General features: G+C 72.8%; 13 protein-coding genes. 8 read left to right on the top strand and 5 right to left on the bottom strand.

What is annotated here, in order from left to right:
- Nucleotides 1-401: 401 nt before the first annotated feature.
- Nucleotides 402-926, bottom strand: a complete 525-nt coding sequence (locus E9998_RS22920) for a potassium channel family protein (protein ID WP_136532027.1) — start codon at nucleotides 924-926, stop codon at nucleotides 402-404.
- Nucleotides 927-1,175: 249 nt separating this feature from the next.
- Between E9998_RS22920 and E9998_RS22915 the strand changes: the two genes are divergently transcribed.
- Complete coding sequence (locus E9998_RS22915; RefSeq protein WP_136532026.1) at nucleotides 1,176-1,751, top strand: DUF4396 domain-containing protein; 576 nt, start codon at nucleotides 1,176-1,178, stop codon at nucleotides 1,749-1,751.
- A gap of 6 nt (nucleotides 1,752-1,757) precedes the next feature.
- Here the strand turns inward: E9998_RS22915 and E9998_RS25575 are convergent, their stop codons facing one another.
- A complete protein-coding gene (locus E9998_RS25575) occupies nucleotides 1,758-2,315 on the bottom strand; it encodes a TetR/AcrR family transcriptional regulator (RefSeq protein ID WP_158299952.1) in 558 nt (185 codons plus the stop codon).
- A gap of 169 nt (nucleotides 2,316-2,484) precedes the next feature.
- Between E9998_RS25575 and E9998_RS22905 the strand changes: the two genes are divergently transcribed.
- Nucleotides 2,485-3,996, top strand: coding sequence for an MDR family MFS transporter (locus E9998_RS22905; RefSeq protein ID WP_136532024.1), 1,512 nt, complete (start codon nucleotides 2,485-2,487; stop codon nucleotides 3,994-3,996).
- A 140-nt stretch (nucleotides 3,997-4,136) separates the two neighbouring features.
- Nucleotides 4,137-4,580 (top strand): hypothetical protein, encoded by a 444-nt coding sequence (locus tag E9998_RS25570; RefSeq protein WP_158299951.1) that lies wholly within the window; start codon nucleotides 4,137-4,139, stop codon nucleotides 4,578-4,580.
- A gap of 26 nt (nucleotides 4,581-4,606) precedes the next feature.
- Here the strand turns inward: E9998_RS25570 and E9998_RS22895 are convergent, their stop codons facing one another.
- The 3 genes from E9998_RS22895 to E9998_RS22885 all read right to left on the bottom strand — a co-directional run bounded on the left by E9998_RS22895 (nucleotide 4,607) and on the right by E9998_RS22885 (nucleotide 10,158).
- The gene (locus E9998_RS22895) at nucleotides 4,607-7,771 is read right to left on the bottom strand and encodes an error-prone DNA polymerase (protein WP_136532023.1); all 3,165 of its coding nucleotides are present in this window, start codon (nucleotides 7,769-7,771) and stop codon (nucleotides 4,607-4,609) included.
- Nucleotides 7,764-9,170, bottom strand: coding sequence for a DinB/UmuC family translesion DNA polymerase (locus E9998_RS22890; protein ID WP_136532022.1), 1,407 nt, complete (start codon nucleotides 9,168-9,170; stop codon nucleotides 7,764-7,766). Before E9998_RS22890 ends, E9998_RS22895 begins: the two co-directional genes overlap by 8 nt.
- 202 nt (nucleotides 9,171-9,372) lie before the next feature.
- Nucleotides 9,373-10,158, bottom strand: coding sequence for a serine/threonine-protein kinase (locus E9998_RS22885; protein WP_136532021.1), 786 nt, complete (start codon nucleotides 10,156-10,158; stop codon nucleotides 9,373-9,375).
- Between the two features lie 641 nt (nucleotides 10,159-10,799).
- Between E9998_RS22885 and E9998_RS22880 the strand changes: the two genes are divergently transcribed.
- The 5 genes from E9998_RS22880 to E9998_RS22860 all read left to right on the top strand — a co-directional run bounded on the left by E9998_RS22880 (nucleotide 10,800) and on the right by E9998_RS22860 (nucleotide 18,178).
- On the top strand, nucleotides 10,800-13,748 hold the full coding sequence (locus E9998_RS22880; protein ID WP_136532020.1) for a carbohydrate binding domain-containing protein: 2,949 nt from the start codon (nucleotides 10,800-10,802) through the stop codon (nucleotides 13,746-13,748).
- 123 nt (nucleotides 13,749-13,871) lie between these two features.
- The gene (locus E9998_RS22875) at nucleotides 13,872-15,218 is read left to right on the top strand and encodes a GH1 family beta-glucosidase (protein WP_240037718.1); all 1,347 of its coding nucleotides are present in this window, start codon (nucleotides 13,872-13,874) and stop codon (nucleotides 15,216-15,218) included.
- Nucleotides 15,215-16,486, top strand: coding sequence for an MFS transporter (locus E9998_RS22870; protein WP_136532018.1), 1,272 nt, complete (start codon nucleotides 15,215-15,217; stop codon nucleotides 16,484-16,486). Before E9998_RS22875 ends, E9998_RS22870 begins: the two co-directional genes overlap by 4 nt.
- Before the next feature lie 85 nt (nucleotides 16,487-16,571).
- Complete coding sequence (locus tag E9998_RS22865) at nucleotides 16,572-16,913, top strand: hypothetical protein (RefSeq protein WP_136532017.1); 342 nt, start codon at nucleotides 16,572-16,574, stop codon at nucleotides 16,911-16,913.
- Nucleotides 16,914-17,038: 125 nt separating this feature from the next.
- A complete protein-coding gene (locus E9998_RS22860; protein WP_136532016.1) occupies nucleotides 17,039-18,178 on the top strand; it encodes a serine hydrolase domain-containing protein in 1,140 nt (379 codons plus the stop codon).
- Nucleotides 18,179-18,569 lie beyond the last annotated feature (391 nt).

The following is an 18,569-nucleotide window of genomic DNA, read 5'->3' as shown; positions in this document are numbered from 1 at the left end:
TCCGGGGCCTCCAGGGCCGGGCCCTCCGGGACCGGACGTGAAAGGCCCGCCGGGCCCGTGCGGAGCGGCCGGTCCGGGCGGGGGCCCGTAGGCCGGGCGCGGCGGCTGCTGTGGCGGCGGGCCGCCGTAGTTCGAAGGCGGCGGCGGTGGGATGTGCTGCGGTTGCGGCGGCCCGAACCGGCCGGGCCCGGGATTCTGCGGTGCAGGCTGCCATTGCGAGGATGGGGGTTGGGACATAACGGATAGCATGACACCGCTCTGCCACCGCCCTCGACGCCTCGCCCCGATTCCGTTCACGCCCGCCATCGACGCGTACGGCGAACTCTCGCGCCTCACGCGCGGTCGATGCACCGGGAAAAGCCGGGCATCCGAACGGAGAGGCCCCGCTCCGCGCCCGCGATTCAGCGGCCGTGCCTGGTCCTGAGGTGCCGGTCCGACTTCGCGGCCCGGGCGGCGACCCGCCGCGTCACCAGTGAGGCCGCCCCGGCGATCGCAGTGATGTTGAACGCCATCTGCGCGATCAGCAGGACCCGCGCGGCCTGCCCCTGCGCCGAGACGTCGCCGAACCCCACCGTCAGGAGCGTGCTCAGCGCGAAGTACAGCGCGTCGACCCTCGTGTCGAGCCCGGTGAACTGGCCCTCCCGGTTCACGGCCAGGCCGAAGTCCATCAGCGCGAACAGCAGCAGCCCGGCGACCACGCACACGACCAGGGCCCCGATCGGCGCGTCGGGGCTGCGCAGCTGCCGCACCGCCTCCCGGCCGATCACGAGCGCGATCGCGCCGACCAGGAACAGCGTCAGGCTCCACCGCAGCACCAGCAGGCCCGGATCGGCCTCGGGGCGCACCGGCGCCACCGCGTAGAGGGCGAGCAGTCCGGCGCACGCGAGCAGGTACCGCACCGGCAGCGGCAGCCTTCGTCGTCCCATTCGGACCTCCCTCCGGATGCCCAGAGCCTATTGCCGAACGCGGCCCGCGACCGCCGTTTCCGGCCCGGCCCGGGCGCCGAACGGTTCGCTCCCAGCGCGAACGCAGACCCCCTGCGAATGGAAGCCCTTGCGCCCGTATGAGACCGATAACCAGAACGCGACACTCGAACCCCATTGGCAACATACCTATAGGGGGTATAGCATCATCGGGTCGCGGCCGCCCGGGCCGCCCGCGAGAGGAACCCCGCCGTGGACCACGACGAGCACGCCCACCACCACGAAGGCCACGCCCCCGAGACCGGCGCCGTCCATGACCACTCTGCCCATGACCACTCTGCCCATGACCACGCCGCCCACACCGAGCACGCCCACGCCCCGCAACCCGCCGGCTGGGGCACCGCCGTCTCCGCGACCCTTCACTGCCTCACCGGCTGCGCCGTCGGCGAGATCCTCGGGATGGTCATCGGCACCGCCCTCGGCTGGCACGGCGCGGCCACGATCGTCCTCGCCATAGCGCTCGCCTTCGTCTTCGGCTACGCCTTCACCATGCGCGGACTCCTGCGCGGCGGCATGGCCTTCAAACAGGCCCTCAAGATCGCCCTCGCCGCCGACACCGTCTCGATCGCCGTCATGGAGGTCGTCGACAACGCGTTCATGCTCGCCATCCCCGGCGCCATGGAAGCCGGACTCGCCGACGCCCGCTTCTGGATCGCCCTCGCCGCCGCGCTAGCGCTGGCCTTCGTGCTCACCGTCCCGGTCAACCGCTGGCTCATCTCGCGCGGCAAGGGGCACGCGGTCGTCCACGCCCACCACCAGGGGCACTGAACGATGTCAAGCAGCCGGGCGCAGCGCGGTCATCGCCCGGTCCAGGCCGCGCCCGAACGCCTCGGGGTCCTCGGCAGCGTGCAGGGTCGCCGCGTGCAGGCACGCGCACGCGCCGCCCACCATCGCGCGCACCACGACCTCGTCGGTCCCGCACTCCGAGCGCCGCACCGCCCGGGCCAGCAGCGCCTCGGTCAGCGCCCGCTGGAGCCGTTCGAGCCGGCACAGGTACGCCGCCAGCAGCCGCGGGCTGCGGTCGATGATCCGCTGGATCGCCGCGTCGTGCTCGCGATGCTCGGGGTCGGCGAACCGCTCGGCCACCGGATCGAACGAGCGGCGCAGCGAGTCCCACTCGGGCTCCTCCAGCGGCCGGGCCGCCAGGCGCGTCGCCAACTGCTCGCTCAACCGCTCCAGGCCCTCGAACACGACCTCGTCCTTGGAGGCGAAATAGCGGAAGAAACTGCGCTGCGACATCCCGACCGCCGCGGCGATCTCGTCCACCGTCGTCTCCTCGAAACCCTTGTCCGCGAACAGGGACTCGGCGGTCCGTGCGATCCGGGACTGCACGGCCCGACGTGACACCTCTCGCAGACTCCCACCGGCGACCATGACCCGGATGGTAGCAACTGCAATGATTGACAGTCGCTGACACTTGAGGAAGGCCCGCCTGCCCCACACCCGGGCACAAGTCGGGCCGGGCGCCTTGCAGGAACACCACCACCGAAGGAACATCCCCATGACCGTTGACCACCGACCGCCCGAGACCCCCGAAGCGCCCGACGCCTCGGCCGAGACGGTGACCGAGGCACCCGTCGAAGAGGGCATCCCGCGCAAGATCAAACTCGTGCTCGGCGTGCTCCTGGTGGCCGCGTTCGTCATGATCCTCAACGAGACCGTCATGGGCGTCGCCCTGACGCCGCTCATGGAGGCCTTCAGCCTCTCCGCCGCCACCGCGCAATGGCTGACCACCGGGTTCATGCTCACCATGGCCGTGGTCATCCCCATGACCGGCCTCATCCTCCAGCGGTTCACCACGCGCACGGTCTTCATCGCCTCACTGGCGCTCTTCACCGCCGGCACCGTCCTCGCCGCGGCCTCGCAGGTCTTCCCCATGCTCGTCGCCGCCCGCGTCATCCAGGCCAGCGGCACCGCCGTCATGCTCCCGCTCCTGATGACCACCGTGATGACCTACGTCCCGGCCGACCGCCGCGGACGCACCATCGGCCTCATCACCATCGTCATCGCCGTCGCCCCCGCGATCGGCCCGACCTTCTCCGGATTCATCCTCGCCCAGTTCACCTGGCGCTGGATCTTCCTGGCCGTGCTCCCCATCGCCGCCGTCGGCCTCGTCCTCGGCGCCCTCCTCATCAAGAGCCTCGCCGAGCCCCGCCCGGTCAAGTTCGACCTGCTCTCCGCGCTGCTCTCCGCCGTCGCCTTCGGCGGACTCATCTACGGCCTCAGCAGCATCGGCGAAGCCGCCGCCGGAGCGCACCCGCCCGTCCCGCCCTACGCGGCCATCGGCGCCGGCGCCCTCTCGCTCGTCCTGTTCGTCCTGCGCCAGCTGCGCCTCCAGCGCACCGACTCGGCCCTGATGGACCTGCGGCCCTTCCAGTCCCGCTCGTTCACCGTCGGCATCGTCATGCTCCTCATCTCCATGGCCGCGCTGTTCGGCTCGCTCATCCTCCTGCCGATCTACCTCCAGGAGGTCCTCGACCTCACCACGCTGGAGACCGGCCTGGTGGTCCTGCCCGGCGGCCTCGCGATGGGCCTGTCCGGCCCCGTCATCGGCCGCCTCTACGACCGCTTCGGCCCCCGGCCCCTGGTCATCCCCGGCTCGCTCGCCATCACCGTCGCGCTCGCCCTCATGACCCTGCTCGACCAGACCAGCCCCACCTGGTTCGTCGTCGTCATCCACGTGACCATGAGCCTCGGCCTGAGCCTGCTCATGACCCCGCTCATGACCTCCTCGCTCGCCTCGCTGCGCGTCGAGCTCTACTCCCACGGCAGCGCCATCCTCAGCACCCTCCAACAGGTCGCCGGGGCCGCCGGCACCGCCGTGTTCATCACCCTGATGACCACCGGCACCGCCGCCAGCCTCGACGAGGGCGCCTCCGAGGTCGCGGCCCAGGCCGCCGGCATCCACGAGGCCTTCCTGTGGGGCACCGGCATGGCGCTCGTCGCCGTCGCCGCCGCGTTCCTCGTCAAGAAGCCCGAGAGCCCCGCCGCCGACGCCGTCCCCGCCCACTGACCCGACCGCACCGGGCCCGGCCCTCCTTCGGGGGAGCCGGGCCCGAGGTGTTCACGCGCCGCTTCTCTCCCCGCCACCCCGCGGGCCTTACACTCGTTCGATGCGCGCGACGCCGCGCCCACCGACGCATGGAGGCCCACATGGCGACGAACGACCCCCGCCTTCAAGTGCTCCGGACCCTCGCCGGCTCCTGGACCATCGAGGTGCGCCACCCCGACCCCGCCGTCGCCCCCGCCCCGATCCCCGGCACCAGCGCCTTCGAATGGGCCCTCGACGGCGCCTTCCTCGTGCACCGCCTCGTCATCGACCACCCCGACTTCCCCGAATGGCTCGCCGTCATCGGCCCCGCCGACGACGGCTTCGCCTACCGCTACTACGACTCCCGCGGCGTCACCCGCGACTTCCACATGCGACTCGACGACCGCACCTGGTTCCTCGAACGCGGCGGCGAGGACTTCCACCAGCGCTTCACCGGCGCCATCGACCAGGGCGGCACCCGCATCGACGTGCTCCTGGAGATCTCCCGCGACGAGGGCCGCACCTGGAACCACGACTTCGACATCGTCTTCACCAAGACCCCCTGACGGCACCGCCTTTACCGACATTGCCTCTAACGGAAGTCCCGCGACGGCGCCGAAGGACCGTTCAGATCCAGCACCGTCAGCTTGTCCGCCACCACCATCGGCATCGTGTCCCCCGGCGCGTCCTGCGGCTTCTCCACCGACCCCCTGACCACCAGCGCCCGCGCCACCGACGCCACGTTCTGCCAGCGCTTCCAGAGTCCTTGTGAGCACACGATGTTCGCGATCCCCGTCTCGTCCTCCAGACTCAGGAACGTCACGCCCTTCGCCGTCTGCGGGCGCTGGCGGTGGGTCACGATCCCCGCGACCTCGACCCGGTCGCCGTCGGGGACCTCCCGCAGGCGCTCGGCGGGGACGACGCCCGCCGCGTCGAGCCCGGCGCGCACGAGGTCCATCGGGTGGGTCTCCACCGAGAGCCCCAGACCGGTGTAGTCGGCGCGGGCGAGCTCGGCGCCGCTCATGCCCGGCAGGGTCGGCGGCGGCGCGGCCGGGCCGGTGCCGGGGAGGGTGCCGGGGCGCTCGTCGATCGTCCCGGCCGTCCACAGCGCCCTGCGCCGGTCCGGTTCGAGACCGCTCAAGGCCCCCGCCACGGCGAGCTTCTCCATGCGGCCCTTGTCGAGTCCGGCCCGGCGCGCGAGGTCGGCGAGGCCCGTGAAGGGCCCGCCCTCCGCCCTGGCCGCGGTGATGCGCGCGCCCGCCGCCGCGCCCAGGCCCTTGACGCCGTCGAACCCCAGCCGCACGCCGGCCGCGCCGAGGACGGGGTGGACCGCCTCGCCGTCGGCGAAGAGCGAGGCGTGCTCGGCGCTGGCGTCGACGTCCGGGGCGAGGACGGCGAGGCCGTGGCGCTGGGCGTCGGCGATGAGCGAGGCGGGGGAGTAGAAGCCCATCGGCTGGCTCGCCAGGAGCCCGGCGTAGAACGCGGCCGGGTAGTGGCATTTGAGCCAGGCCGAGGAGTACACCAGGTGCGCGAAGCTCGCGGCGTGCGACTCGGGGAACCCGAAGTCCGCGAAGGACTTCAGCTGCTCGTAGATCTGCTCGGCCTGCTCTTGGACAATGCCCTTCGCGGCCATGCCGGCGAACAGGCGCGCCTTGAGCTCCTCCATGCGCTCGGCGGAGCGCTTGGCGCCCATGGCGCGGCGCAGCCGGTCGGCCTCGCCGCCGTCGAATCCCGCGGCGACGATGGCGATCTGCATGAGCTGCTCTTGGAACAGCGGGACGCCGTAGGTCTTCTCCAGTGTCGGGTGGAGGATCTCGGGGACCTTGTGGCGCCACGGCTCGCCTTGGCGGCGGCGCAGGTAGGGGTGGACGGCGCCGCCCTGGATGGGTCCGGGCCTGATGAGCGCGACCTCGGCGACGAGGTCGCGGAACACCCTGGGCCGCAGGCGCGGCAGGGTCGCCATCTGGGCGCGGGACTCGACCTGGAAGACGCCGACGGTGTCGGCGCGGCGGAGCATCGCGTAGACGTCCTCGTCGTCGGGCGGGAGCCTGGCGAGGTCGACGCGGTCGCCGTGGAAGTCCGCGACGAGGTCGACCATGCGGTGCAGGGCCTCCAGCATCCCCAGGCCGAGGAGGTCGAACTTGACGAGTCCGGCGTCGGCGCAGTCCTCCTTGTCCCACTGGAGGACGGTGCGGTCCTTCATGCGGGCGGGCTCGACCGGGACGATCTCGGAGACCGGCTGCTCGGTGAGCACCATGCCGCCGGGGTGGATGCCCAGGTGCTGGGGCATCCGGGCGAGTTCGCCCGCGAGGGTGCGGACCTCCTCGGGGATGTCCTCGGCCTCGTCGGGGTCCAGGCCGTTCCAGCGGTGGAGGCGCTTGGACCAGGCGAGGGCCTGGTCCTGGCCGTAGCCGAGGGCCTTGGCGGCGTCGCGCACGGCCGAGCGGGGCCGGTAGGAGACGACGTTGGCGACCAGGGCGGCGCGGTCGCGGCCGTACTTGGCGTAGACGTACTGGATGACCTCCTCGCGGCGGCCCGACTCGATGTCGACGTCGATGTCGGGCGGGCCGTCCCGGTCGGCCGAGAGGAACCGCTCGAACAGCAGCCCGAACGCGACGGGGTCGACGTTGGTGATGCCGAGGGCGTAGCAGACCGCGCTGTTGGCGGCCGATCCCCTTCCTTGGCAGAGGATGTCGTGTTCGCGGCAGAAGTTCACGATGTCGTGGACGATGAGGAAGTACCCCTCGAACCCGAGCGCCTTGATGACCCCGAGCTCTTTCTCCAGCTGCTCCCACGCCCGGGGGACGCGCTCGTTCCCGAAGGGGCCGTAGCGGTCCGTGGCCCCGCGCACGACCTGCTCGGCGAGGTAGGAGAAGTCGTCGTGGCCGGCGCCGACGGGGAAGCGGGGGAGCTGCGGGTCCAGGAGCGTGAGGTCGAACGCGCACTCCTTCGCGAGGTGGGCGGCGTAGGCGACCGCGTCGGGGAAGTCGGCGAACCGCTCGGCCATCTCCTCGCCCGAGCGCAGGTGGGCCGCGGCGGCGGCCGGGAGGTACGGGTCGATCGCGTCGAGGGTGCGCCGGGAGCGGATGGCCGCGAGCGCGGCGGCGGTGCGGTGGCGGCGCGGGGCGGCGTAGTGGACGTTGTTGGTGGCGACCAGGGGCGCGCCGCAGCGGCGGGCGACGGCCGCGAGCGCATCGAGGCGCTCGGTGTCGTCGGGCAGGCCGTGGTTGACGAGTTCGACCGCGACGTTCCCGGCGCCGAACAGGTCGAGCAGTTCGCGCAGCCGCCGCTCGGCCGCGGCGGGCCCGTCGGCGGCGAGCGCGGCGTTCAAAGGGCCCTTGCGGCAGCCGGTGAGGATCTGCCAGCGCCCGTCGGCGTGCCCGGCGAGGCGGTCCCTCCGGTAGGCGGGCAGGTCCTTCTCGCCCCCTTCGAGTTTGGCCTCGGTGATGGCGCGCGAGAGGCGCCGGTAGCCGTCGGGGTCGCGGGCGAGGACGACCAGGTGCTCCCCGGCGGGGTCGGGCTGGCCCCTGCGGCCGCGGGTCATGTCCAGGCCCAGTTCGGCGCCGAAGACCGTCGGCAGGCCGCGTCCCTTTGCGGCCGAGGCGAACTGGGACACCCCGTAGAGCCCGTCGTGGTCGGTGATCGCGAGCCCGGTGAGGCCGAGGCCGAGCGCCTCCTCGACGAGGGCGGCGGGGGCGTCGGCGCCGTCGGCGAAGGAGTAGTGGGAGTGGCAGTGCAGCTCCGCGTAGTCAGTCATACCAGCCCGCCGCCTTCCATCGCCCGCCTTCGCAGACCAGGAGCGCGGCGCTGCCGTCGGCGAGTTCGACCTGGAGGCGGGTGTATCGGCGGGTGGCGGCGCCCCACCAGCGTTCGGTCACGGGCCAGGGCCCGGCCCAGGCGACGACGCGCAGGCGCCTGCCGCCGGTGCGGACGACGGCGGGGGTGGCGGAGAGGTCGCCGCGGGCGAGGGCCAGGACGGGCGCGCCAGTCGCGTCGAGGACGTCGACCGGGTCGTCGGTGCCGACGAGCGCGGGCGGCGGGTCGGGGAGGGCCCCGGGCCACGGGCCGGAGGGGGCTGGGGGCGGGGCCTCGGCCTCCCAGGCGGCGGTGCCGGCGCGTTCGGACAGGTCGCGGCCATCGGTGGCGGCGGCGATCCGGACGGCTTCGGGGCCGAGGAGGGTCTGGGCGTGGCGGAGGGCGCCTTCGGCGCGGGCGGTGGCGGCGTCCTTGAACTCCCACAGGCCCTTCCCGGCCGCGACGAGTCCGATGAGGCCGCCGGGGGCGAGTTCGAGCGCGGTGACGGCGCCGGTGCCCTGCTCGTCCTCGGGTCCGGCGGCGGTGCGGGCGGCGAGGAGCCAGCCTTCGAGCTGCCAGCGGACGCGCCGGGCGAGGTCGGCGGCGGTCGCGGTGGGGTCGACCTGCCAGGTGCGGCGGCGGGTGAGGCCGGCGGCGGTGCGGGCGGTGACGGTGAGGCGGGTGCAGGTGAGGTTGCGGGCGTCGAGGAGGGCGGTGAGCCGTTCGGCGAGGGGCCGGGCGGCGGTGACGGCCTGCTCGATGGTCGCGAAGGGGGTCTCGGGGGTCTCGGCGACGGTGAGGTCGGGGTCGGCGGGGCGGGGGACCAGCGGGCGGGCGAGCTGCCCGGCGGCGAGCCGCTGCGCGCGGCGGGCGGCGGGCCCGAACCGCTCGGCGACGGCCGCGCCCGGCAGTGCCGCGAACGCGCCGAGCGTGTCGATGCCCAAGTGGCGCAGCGTCTCGCAGATCTCGGGGTCGACCAGCCCGGTCGCCCGCAGGTCGGTGATGTCCCGGCCCGCGAGGTAGGCCGCGTCGCCGCCTGAAGGCACGATCCTGCCTTCGTCCGCGGCGAGCACGGCGGCGAAGAGCCCGTCGGCGACGCCGGTGACGCAGTCCTGGCCGACGAGCCCGGAGACGGTGTCGATGAGCGCCTCGCAGAACGCGGCCTCCTCACCGGCCCCGCGGCGCAGCGGCACCGCGGCGAGCCCCGGTTCGAGGACCTCCACGTAGGGCGTGAGCAGGTCGAGCGCATCGAGCACCGGCGCGAACCCGGCGGCGTCCTCGCGGTCCCAGTCGGGAAGCCGCGCCACGAGCGTGCGGCTGGGGACCCGGACGACGGTGCCGCTGACGACCGTGCCGCTCACAAGGCCCCCCGGCGAAGCGCCGAGCGTCCCGACGGGTTTCGACGGCACGGCGCGAAGGCCCCCGGCTCGGCCGCTCGGTCGGGCCGCCCGTTGCGAGTCCCGGCGCTTCGCGAGGCACAGCCGCGCTGTCCGCGGCGGGTGTGCCGCCGGTGCCCGGGGCGCGGCGTTCGCTGTGCGGGTGTCCCGCTCATGGCTATGCGCCTCATCGGGATTCGCCGTCGGCGCCGTAGGGCCGGAGTCGGGTGCGGTGGCCTCCTCCTGAGCGCCAGCGGGCGGATACCTCCAGTTCGCAGGCGTCGAGCCGGCCGGCGCCCCAGCGGCGGCCGGTGTTGGGGCGCAGGCCCTGCCAGTGCACGCGGGCGACGTCCAGGCGCGCGTCGGGTCCGGCGACGAGGCGGGTCTCCCACCACACGATCGCGGTGCCGCCCTTGCGGGCCCTCGCGGTGAGCCGCCGGGCCTGGGGCGGGGTGAGGCCGTCGCTGGGGACGACCATCGCGGCGACGCCCTCGGCGAGCGCGCCGGCGGCGTCGGCGATGAGCGGCCCCGCGGCGTCGATGAACGCGACCCGGCCGAGGTCGGTCCCGGCGGCGGTGGCCGCGAGCGGGTACCGGCCGGGCATCCCGACCAGCGCGCACCACGCCCCGGCCCTGGTCGGACCGGCCAGGAGCCGCCACAGCAGCGAGGTGGCCCCGCGCCGCGAAGCGGTGATTGCGGTCACTGTCGCGAGTCCGCCGTAGGGCAGCAGGGCGGAAATGTCGGGGGTGACGGGCAGGATGGTCCGCGGCGGTCGAACCAGGTTCGGGGCCGCCTCCGGTTCGACCGGCCGCGGCTCCGCGACGGCGACCCGGGCGCTCCGCGCCTGACCGGGCTCGTCGGCGGGCTCCCGTGCAGGCTGGCGCACCGCGCGCGCCTCCGCTGCGGGAACCAGCTCGGCGGCCGTGCGCAGGCCGAGCTCAGCGGCCAACGCGGCCGCGACGGATGTCGCCACCAGAACCCCCGTGTGTGTCGAACATGTGTATCAAGATCAACATACCGAACCTCGGGCCGAGCGCAAGCTCAAACTGGTGTTCGATAAATCTCTGCGGCGATCCGCGACCCGTGCCCATGCCGTACCGCCACGTCGCATGGCATGGAAAGGCCCCCGAAACGGCATCCGCGCGTTTCGCCGCCGGTGCGCGCGAATCGACCGGCCTCCGCGCGATCGCCCGAATCGGCCCGGTGTCGCGCGGCGTTTGGGACGGGGGGACGCCCCGCGCCTCGAAGGCCCCGCCGGGGGCCTTCCGCCGCGAAGCGGGGCCTCGCGGCCGTGCTGCGCGTGCGGGTGACTTCGGGCACCGGCGGCGAGCGGCAAGCGCGGTCTTGTCGGCGTGCGCGCGGAAAGTGGACCGCATCCTTGTTCTCCCACCCAGGGTGGGAGTCTCCGCCCGCCGCTCGCCCGCCTGCCCCGGCTTCTCCCTCCGCGGCCCCCTCGCCCCCTCGCCCCCTCGCCCCCTCGCCCCCTCGCATCGACACATGACCATATAGAAAACTCTGTGCTAGAGTGCAGTCAGTTCTTGCAAGAACTGCAAGAAACCATCTGGGAACGGCAAGAAGCATCTTCATCGACGATCATGCCCTCAGGAGCTCGACATGACACCCGGACAACGCCGCCGTTCCCGGCGACAGCGGTTGCTCGCCACCGCACTCGCCTTGGCCGCCATGCTGATCGCGTTGGTGACCGCCCCTGTCGCCGCCGCGTCGGCCACCACCGTCACCGTCTACTACCGCGCCCCCTCCGACTGGTCCGCGGTCAACGTCCATTACGCGCCCACCGGCGGCGCCTGGACCGCCGTGCCCGGCGTCCCCATGGAGGCCGCCTGCGCCGGCTGGTACTCCCGCACCATCGACCTCGGCTCCGCGACCGGCGCGCAGGTCGTCTTCAACAACGGCTCGGGCACCTGGGACAACAACAACGGCGCCGACTACCTCATCGCCTCCGGCGAGGTGACCGTGGCCGGCGGCCAGACCGGGACCGGCGACCCCTGCGGCGGCGAAGCGGCCGTCGTCTACTACGACCTCACCTCGATGGGCTGGACCCAGGCCTACCTCCACTACGCCGTGGGCGGCGTGTGGACCAACGCCCCCGGCGCCGCGATGGCCGAGCCCGCCTGCGACGGCTGGGCCCGCCTCTCGGTGCCCCTCGGCACCGCCTCGACCATGAAGGCCGCCTTCAACAACGGCGCCGGCATCTGGGACAACAACGGCGGCGCCGACTACAGCCTGGGCGCGGGCACCACCGTCGTCTCGGACGGCGAAGCCGACGCGGGCGCCGCGGACCCCTGCGCCACCGCCGAGCCCGACACCGTCGCGCCCGAGGCGCCGCAAGGCGTCACCGCGACCGTCAACGCCACCACCGTGATCCTGTCGTGGACCGCCGCGACCGACGACGTCGGCGTCACCGGCTACCGCCTCACCCGCACCTCCGCGGCCGGGTCCGTCACGCGCACCACCGCGTCCACGACCTTCACCGACGCGAACCTCGACCCCGAGACCGCCTACAGCTACACCGTCGAGGCCTACGACGCCGCCGGGAACCTCTCCGAGGCCAGCGCCGCCGCCGAGGCCGTCACCGGTCAGGCCCCGCCCGCCCCCGCCGGGGGCGAGATGCTCGGCGGCGACCCCCGCCAGGACCCGATCTACTTCGTCATGACCGCCCGCTTCTACGACGGCGACGAGTCGAACAACCGCGGCGGCGCCAAGCACGAGACCTCCGGCAACGACGAGTACGACGACCCGATGTTCCGCGGCGACTTCTCGGGCCTTGTCGAGCGGCTCGACTACATCAAGGCGCTCGGGTTCTCGGCCGTGTGGATCACCCCGGTGGTCCTCAACCGCTCCGACTACGACTACCACGGCTACCACGGGTACGACTTCTACGAGGTCGACGCGCGCCTGGAGTCCGAAGGCGCGTCCTATCAGGACCTCATCGACACCGCGCACGCCAAGGGCGTGAAGATCTACCAGGACGTGGTCTTCAACCACTCCTCGCGCTGGGGCGCGGTCGGCCTGGAGACACCGACGGTCTACGGCGTGCAGGACGCGCAGTGGGGCGACTTCTACGACGACCCCAACCCCGGCTTCACCTACGACGGCCTCTCGGTCGAGCCGAACTCGGGCCGCTCGTATTACAACGGCGACCTGTGGTCCACTGAGGAGCCCGAAGGCAACACCTGCCGCAACTGGGGCCAGTTCACCGGCAACTACAGCGCCGAGGGCTGGAAGGTCTACCACTGCCAGTGGCCCAACCCCACGACCGGCATGTTCTCCTCGGCGAACTACCACCAGTGCTGGATCGGGAACTGGGAGGGCGAGGACGCCCGCTCGTGCTGGATCCACGAGGACCTCGCCGACTTCAACACCGAGAACGAGGCGGTGCAGCAGTACCTCATCGGCGCCTACGAGAAGTACATCGACATGGGCGTCGACGGCTTCCGCGTCGACACCGCCGTCCACATCCCGCGCGTGACCTGGAACCGGGTGTTCCTGCCCGCCCTCCAGGACCACCTGGTGGAGAAGTACGGGGCCGAGAAGGCCGAGGACTTCTACATCTTCGGCGAGGTCGCAGCGTTCGTCCACGACCGGTGGAACCGCGGCTCGGTGAACCACTCCGCGCAGTTCTACACCTGGCAGGAGCGCCGCGAGTACTCCGAGGACGACGTGGCCGCCGCGCTCGAACAGTACACATGGGAGAACGACCAGGGCACCGAGAACCAGCCCACCAGCACCAACGCCTTCCTCGACGGGAACGCCTACCACGAGCCCGACCACGCGAAGTTCTCCGGCATGAACATCATCGACATGCGGATGCACATGAACTTCGGGGAGGCCTCGAACGCGTTCTACGCGGGCATGGACACCGACCTGTGGACCAACGACGCCACCTACAACGCCGTCTACGTCGACTCGCACGACTACGGCCCCAACAAGTCCAGCACCCGCTACGCCGGCGGCACCGACGCCTGGGCCGAGAACATGAACCTCATGTGGACGTTCCGCGGCATCCCCACCCTCTACTACGGATCGGAGATCGAGTTCCAGGCCGGCGTCAAGATCGACTGCGGGCCCACCTGCCCGCTCGCCGAGACCGGCCGCGCCTACTACGGCGACCACCTCGAAGGCACCCTCGAAGTGAGCGACTTCAGCGAGGTCGCAAGCGCCACCGGCGCCATAGCGACCACACTGGACCAGCCGCTCGTGGAGCACCTCCAGCGCCTCAACGAGATCCGCCGGGCCGTCCCGGCCCTCTCGATGGGCCAGTACTCCACCGAGGGCGTCAGCGGCGGCATCGCCTTCAAGCGCCGCTACACCGACGCGAGCACCGACAGCTTCGTCCTCGTCGCGATCACCAGCACCGCCACGTTCACCGGCATCCCCAACGGCACCTACACCGACGCCGTCACCGGCGCCAGCACGACCGTCGCGAACGGCACGCTGACCGCCTCGGTCTCCGGCAAGGGCGACATGGCCGTCTGGGTCCTCGACACCGCCCTGACCGACGCGCCCGGCCAGGTCGGCGACCCCGGGCCCTACCTCTCCTGAGGCTTGCCTCCCAGAGTGACCGGGCCGGCCGCGCGGCGACCCCGCGCGACCGGCCCGGTCCGTCCCCCGGTCAGCGGGTTGATATCTTCACGAGAGTTACCCATGTCACCCTCGGAGGTTCCAGTGGCCGCAACGACGCGACTGCCCGACGGATTCACCTGGGGGGTCGCCACCTCGGCCTTCCAGATCGAAGGCGCCACGACCGAGGACGGCAGGGGCCCCTCGGTGTGGGACACCTTCACCGCCGCGCCCGGGAAGATCCGCGACGGCCACACCGCCGACCCCGCGTGCGACCACTACCACCGCTACCCCGAGGACGTCGCGCTCATGAAAGAGCTCGGCGTCGGCGCCTACCGGTTCTCCATCGCCTGGCCCCGCGTCCGCCCGACCGGCTCCGGCCCCGTCAACCCCGCCGGCCTCGACTTCTACGAACGCCTCGTCGACGCCCTCCTCGACGCCGGGATCACCCCCATGGCCACCCTCTACCACTGGGACCTCCCGCAGCCCCTCGAAGACCGCGGCGGATGGCTCGACCGCGACACCGCCCACCGCTTCGGCGAGTACGCCGCGCTCGCCGCCGAGCGCCTCGGCGACCGCGTCGGCCACTGGATCACCCTCAACGAGCCCTTCGAGCACATGGCCCTCGGCTACGCGCTCGGCCGCCACGCCCCCGGCCACTCCCTCTTCCTCGACGCGCTCCCCGCCGCCCACCACCAGCTCCTCGGGCACGGCCTCGCCACCGCCGCGCTCCGCGAGGCGGGCGCCGCCTCCGTCATGCTCACCAACAGCTACACGCCCGCCGTCCCCTTCGACGGCGGCGCCGCCCACCGCGCCGCCGCGGACGCCTACGACGTGCTCCACCGGCGCCTGTTCACCGACCCGGTCCTGCTCGGCCGCTACCCCGACCTCACCGCGTTCGGCCTCGGAGGCCTCGCCCTGCCCTTCGTCAAGGACGGCGACCTCGACCTCATCTCCCAGCCCCTCGACGGCCTCGGCGTCAACTACTACAACCCGACCCGCCTCACCGCTCCCGAACCGGAGACCCTGCTGCCCTTCGACATCGCCGAGTTCGACCACGTGCCCACCACCGACTTCGGCTGGCCCGTCATCCCCTCGGGCCTCACCCGCACCCTCCTCGACCTCACCGCCGACTACGGCGACGCCCTGCCGCCGCTGTGGGTCACCGAGAACGGCTGCTCCTACGACGTCGCGCCCGCCGCCGACGGCACCGTTCCCGACCGCGACCGCATCGACTACCTCGACGCCCACGTGCGCGCCGTCGCCGACGCCGTCGACCAGGGCGCCGATGTGCGCGGCTACCTCGTGTGGAGCCTCCTCGACAACTTCGAGTGGGCCGAGGGCCGCCACCAGCGCTTCGGCCTCGTCCACGTCGACGACGCGACCCAGGACCGCACCCCCAAGGACTCCTTCCACTGGTACCGGGCCCTCATCGCCGGGCAGGTCCGGTGACCGCCGCCCCCGAGGCCCCTCCCTCCGCACTCGCCGAACCCGAACGCAACGTCGGCCGCCGCTGGATCGGCGGCATCACCGCCGCCGTCCTCGGCCTCTACATGGCCTTCTTCACGCCCATCCAGGTGCTCCTGCCGCTCCAGCTCCAAGGCATCGACGAGGACGGCAAGGTCGCCGCGTTCGGACTCGTCACCGGCGTCGGCGCGCTCGTCGCCGTCGTCGCCAACCCCCTCGCCGGGGCCCTCTCCGACCGCACCGCCGGGCGCTTCGGCAGGCGCCACCCGTGGACCCTCGGCGGCGTCCTCCTCGGCGCCGCCGCCCTGTGCCTCCTCGGCCTCCAGACGAGCGTCCTGGGCGTCCTGCTGTGCTGGTGCCTCGCCCAGGCCGCGCTCAACGCCGGCTACGCGAGCGTGAACGCGGGCATCCCCGACCACGTCCCGGTCCGCCAGCGCGCCGTCGTCTCCGGCTGGATCGGCTTCCCCCAGGCGCTCGGCCTCGTCCTCGGCGCGGTCGTGGTGACCGTCCTCGTCACCGACCTCAGCGCCGGGTACGTCGTCATCGGCCTCGCGGCCGTCGCCCTCGCCCTGCCGTTCGTGCTCACCACGCCCGACCCGCCGCTGCCGCGCGAGGCCCGCCCGCCGTTCACCTGGCGCGCCCTCCTGGGCACCTTCTGGGTCTCGCCGCGCGAGCACCCGGACTTCGCGTGGGCCTGGTTCACGCGCTTCCTCGTCATGCTCGGCAATGCGATCGGCACCCTGTACCTCCTGTACTTCCTCCAGGACGCCGTCCGCTACGAGGAGCTGTTCCCCGGCCGCAGCGCCGACGAGGGCGTGCTGGTCCTGGTGGTGCTGTACACGATCGGCGTCGTCGCCACCTCCGTCGCGGGCGGCGTCCTCTCCGACCGGATCGGGCGCCGCAAGGCCCTCGTCGCCGCCTCCAGCGCCGTCATGGCCTTCGCCGCGCTCCTGCTGACGTTCTGGCACACCTGGCCCGCCGCCATCGCCGCCGCCGCGATCATGGGCGCGGGCTTCGGCGTCTACCTCTCGGTCGACCAGGCCCTCATCACCCAGGTGCTCCCCGCGGCCGCCGACCGCGGCAAGGACCTCGGCATCATCAACATCGCCAGCACCGCTCCCCAAGTACTCGGCCCCGCCCTCGCCGCGCCCGTCGTCGCCCACTTCGGCGGCTACGGCACCCTCTACGCGCTGGCCGCGATCGTGACGCTCCTCGGCGGCGTCCTGGTCTGGAAGATCAAGTCGGTGCCCTGACCGCACCAGATTCGCGCCAGCCTCGCGCCAGAGCGCGATGACAGGCTTCAGTCGTCCTTGAACCACCACACCCAAGGAGACTGGAATGACCACCACCGTCAACCGCAAGGCCTTGTACGCCTTGATCACCTCGATCCTGGCCGCGGCCTTCTTCATGTCGGCGGCACCGGCCCAAGCGGCCGAGTCCGGCACCGCCGCCCGGGCCGCGGCCGTGGAGACCGTCACGGACGACTTCGGGATCCAGACCTCGGCCGACTGCGTCTACTACCTGCGGGCGGTCGGCTACGCCGTCGGCCCCACCCGCACCCAGGCGTGCAACACCGGCGCCGGCGGCCAGTGGTTCTCCCAGGTCTATTGCATCGCCGGCCTCATCAACGGCGGAGTCTCGGACTACCACGCGGCGAACGCCTGCAAGCTCGCGGCCTGATACCGCACCGCTCGACACCTGCCCGGGCTCCCCATCGGAGCCCGGGCAGTGACCATGGAGCGGCTCGCGGGGCCGGAGCGGGCGATACCATCGGCGGGCCCGAGCACCGACCGGAGGGACCGCCGATGACCCCAGAGATCCGAGGCCACGCCGACGAGGGGTACGGGCCGCTCGCCGACGCGTTCGCGCGGAACTTCGCCGAGGCGGGGGAGCGGGGCGCGGCCGTGGCCGTCCACCGGGACGGGCGCCTCGTCGTGGACCTGTGGGCGGGCACCGACGGGTTCGGGCGGCCCTGGCGGGCCGAGTCGGCGCCGACGGTCTTCTCCGTGACGAAGGCGCTGGTCGCGATCAGCGTCCACATGGCCGCCGAGCGCGGGCTCCTTGACTTCGACGCCCCGGTCGCCGAGGTCTGGCCCGAGTACGCCCGGCACGGCAAGGAGGCGACGACCCTGCGCCACATCATGTCCCATCGCGCCGGGGTGCCCGGCCTCGACGCCGTGCTCACTCCGGCCGACGCCGCCGCGTGGCATCCGTTCGTGCGGGCCATCGAAGACCAACGGCCCCTGTGGGAACCGGGCACCGCGTACCTGTACCACCCGCTCACCTTCGGTTGGCTCGCCGGCGAGCCGCTGCGCCGCGCCACGGGCATGACCCCCGGGCGGTTCATCGCCGCCGAGATCGCCGGGCCGCTCGGGGCGGACGCCTGGCTCGGCCTCCCGGCCGACCGACGCGACCGCCTCGCACGGGTCGATCCGCCGCCGGGGAAGATCGGGCCCGACCCGTCCGATCCGGGCGACGCCTTCGCCGAACGCGCCCTCCGATTCGGTAAGCTCTTCCCCCGCGGCCTGTTCGGCGAACCCGGCGGCGTCAACGACCCCGAGGCCCTCGCCATCGAGGTCCCCGGCGGCGGCGCGGTCGCCACCGCCTCGGCCCTGGCCCGCATCCTCGCCGCGACTGTGACCACTGTGGACGGCGTGCGCCTGATGGGCGACGAGGCGGTCCGTGACGCCCTCGTACTCCGCTCACAGGGCCGCTGCTGGGACGGCACCGAGGGCCCGAACTTCTCGACCGGGTTCAAGCTCGACAAGCCGAACGGCCGCCGCCTGCTCTCCGCCGCCTCCTTCGGCCACGACGGCGCCTGCGGCGAACTCGCCTTCGCCGACGCGGACGCGAAACTCGGCTTCGGCTATGTCAACGGCTCCGGCCAGGCCGAAGACACCCGAGCCGAACGCCTGGTGTTCGCCCTTCGCGAATGCCTGGGCTGACTGCGGCCGGTGCATCGCCTCGGGTCGGGGACGCGGTGCCGTGTGCGACGCAAGCGATCGGCGGGGCGGCCGACGGCCCGGCGCGGGCGCCGGGGAGCCCACACGTTCCCGAGCCCGACCGGCGCTCTGGCCGGCCCGTTTTCGCCGAACATCCGCTCCTCGAAACTTCGATGGACACCGGCCGTCGACCGCCGGGCGCAGGCACCGGAACATGGACACGTTCCCCGGACACGCGCCGACCGGCGCTCCGGCCGACTGTCTTCGCCGAAGACCCGCCCCTCAACCGTTCGATGGACACCCGCCGTCGACCGCCCGGCGCGGGCGCCGGGGAACCCACACGTTCTCGAGCCCGACCGGCGCTCCGGCCAACCCGCCTTCGCTGAAAACCTGC

The sequence above is a fragment of the Glycomyces paridis genome (genome assembly GCF_004912155.1).
Classification (GTDB): Bacteria; Actinomycetota; Actinomycetes; order Mycobacteriales; family Micromonosporaceae; genus Glycomyces; species Glycomyces paridis.
This window is presented reverse-complemented; position numbering and strand designations above follow the sequence as displayed.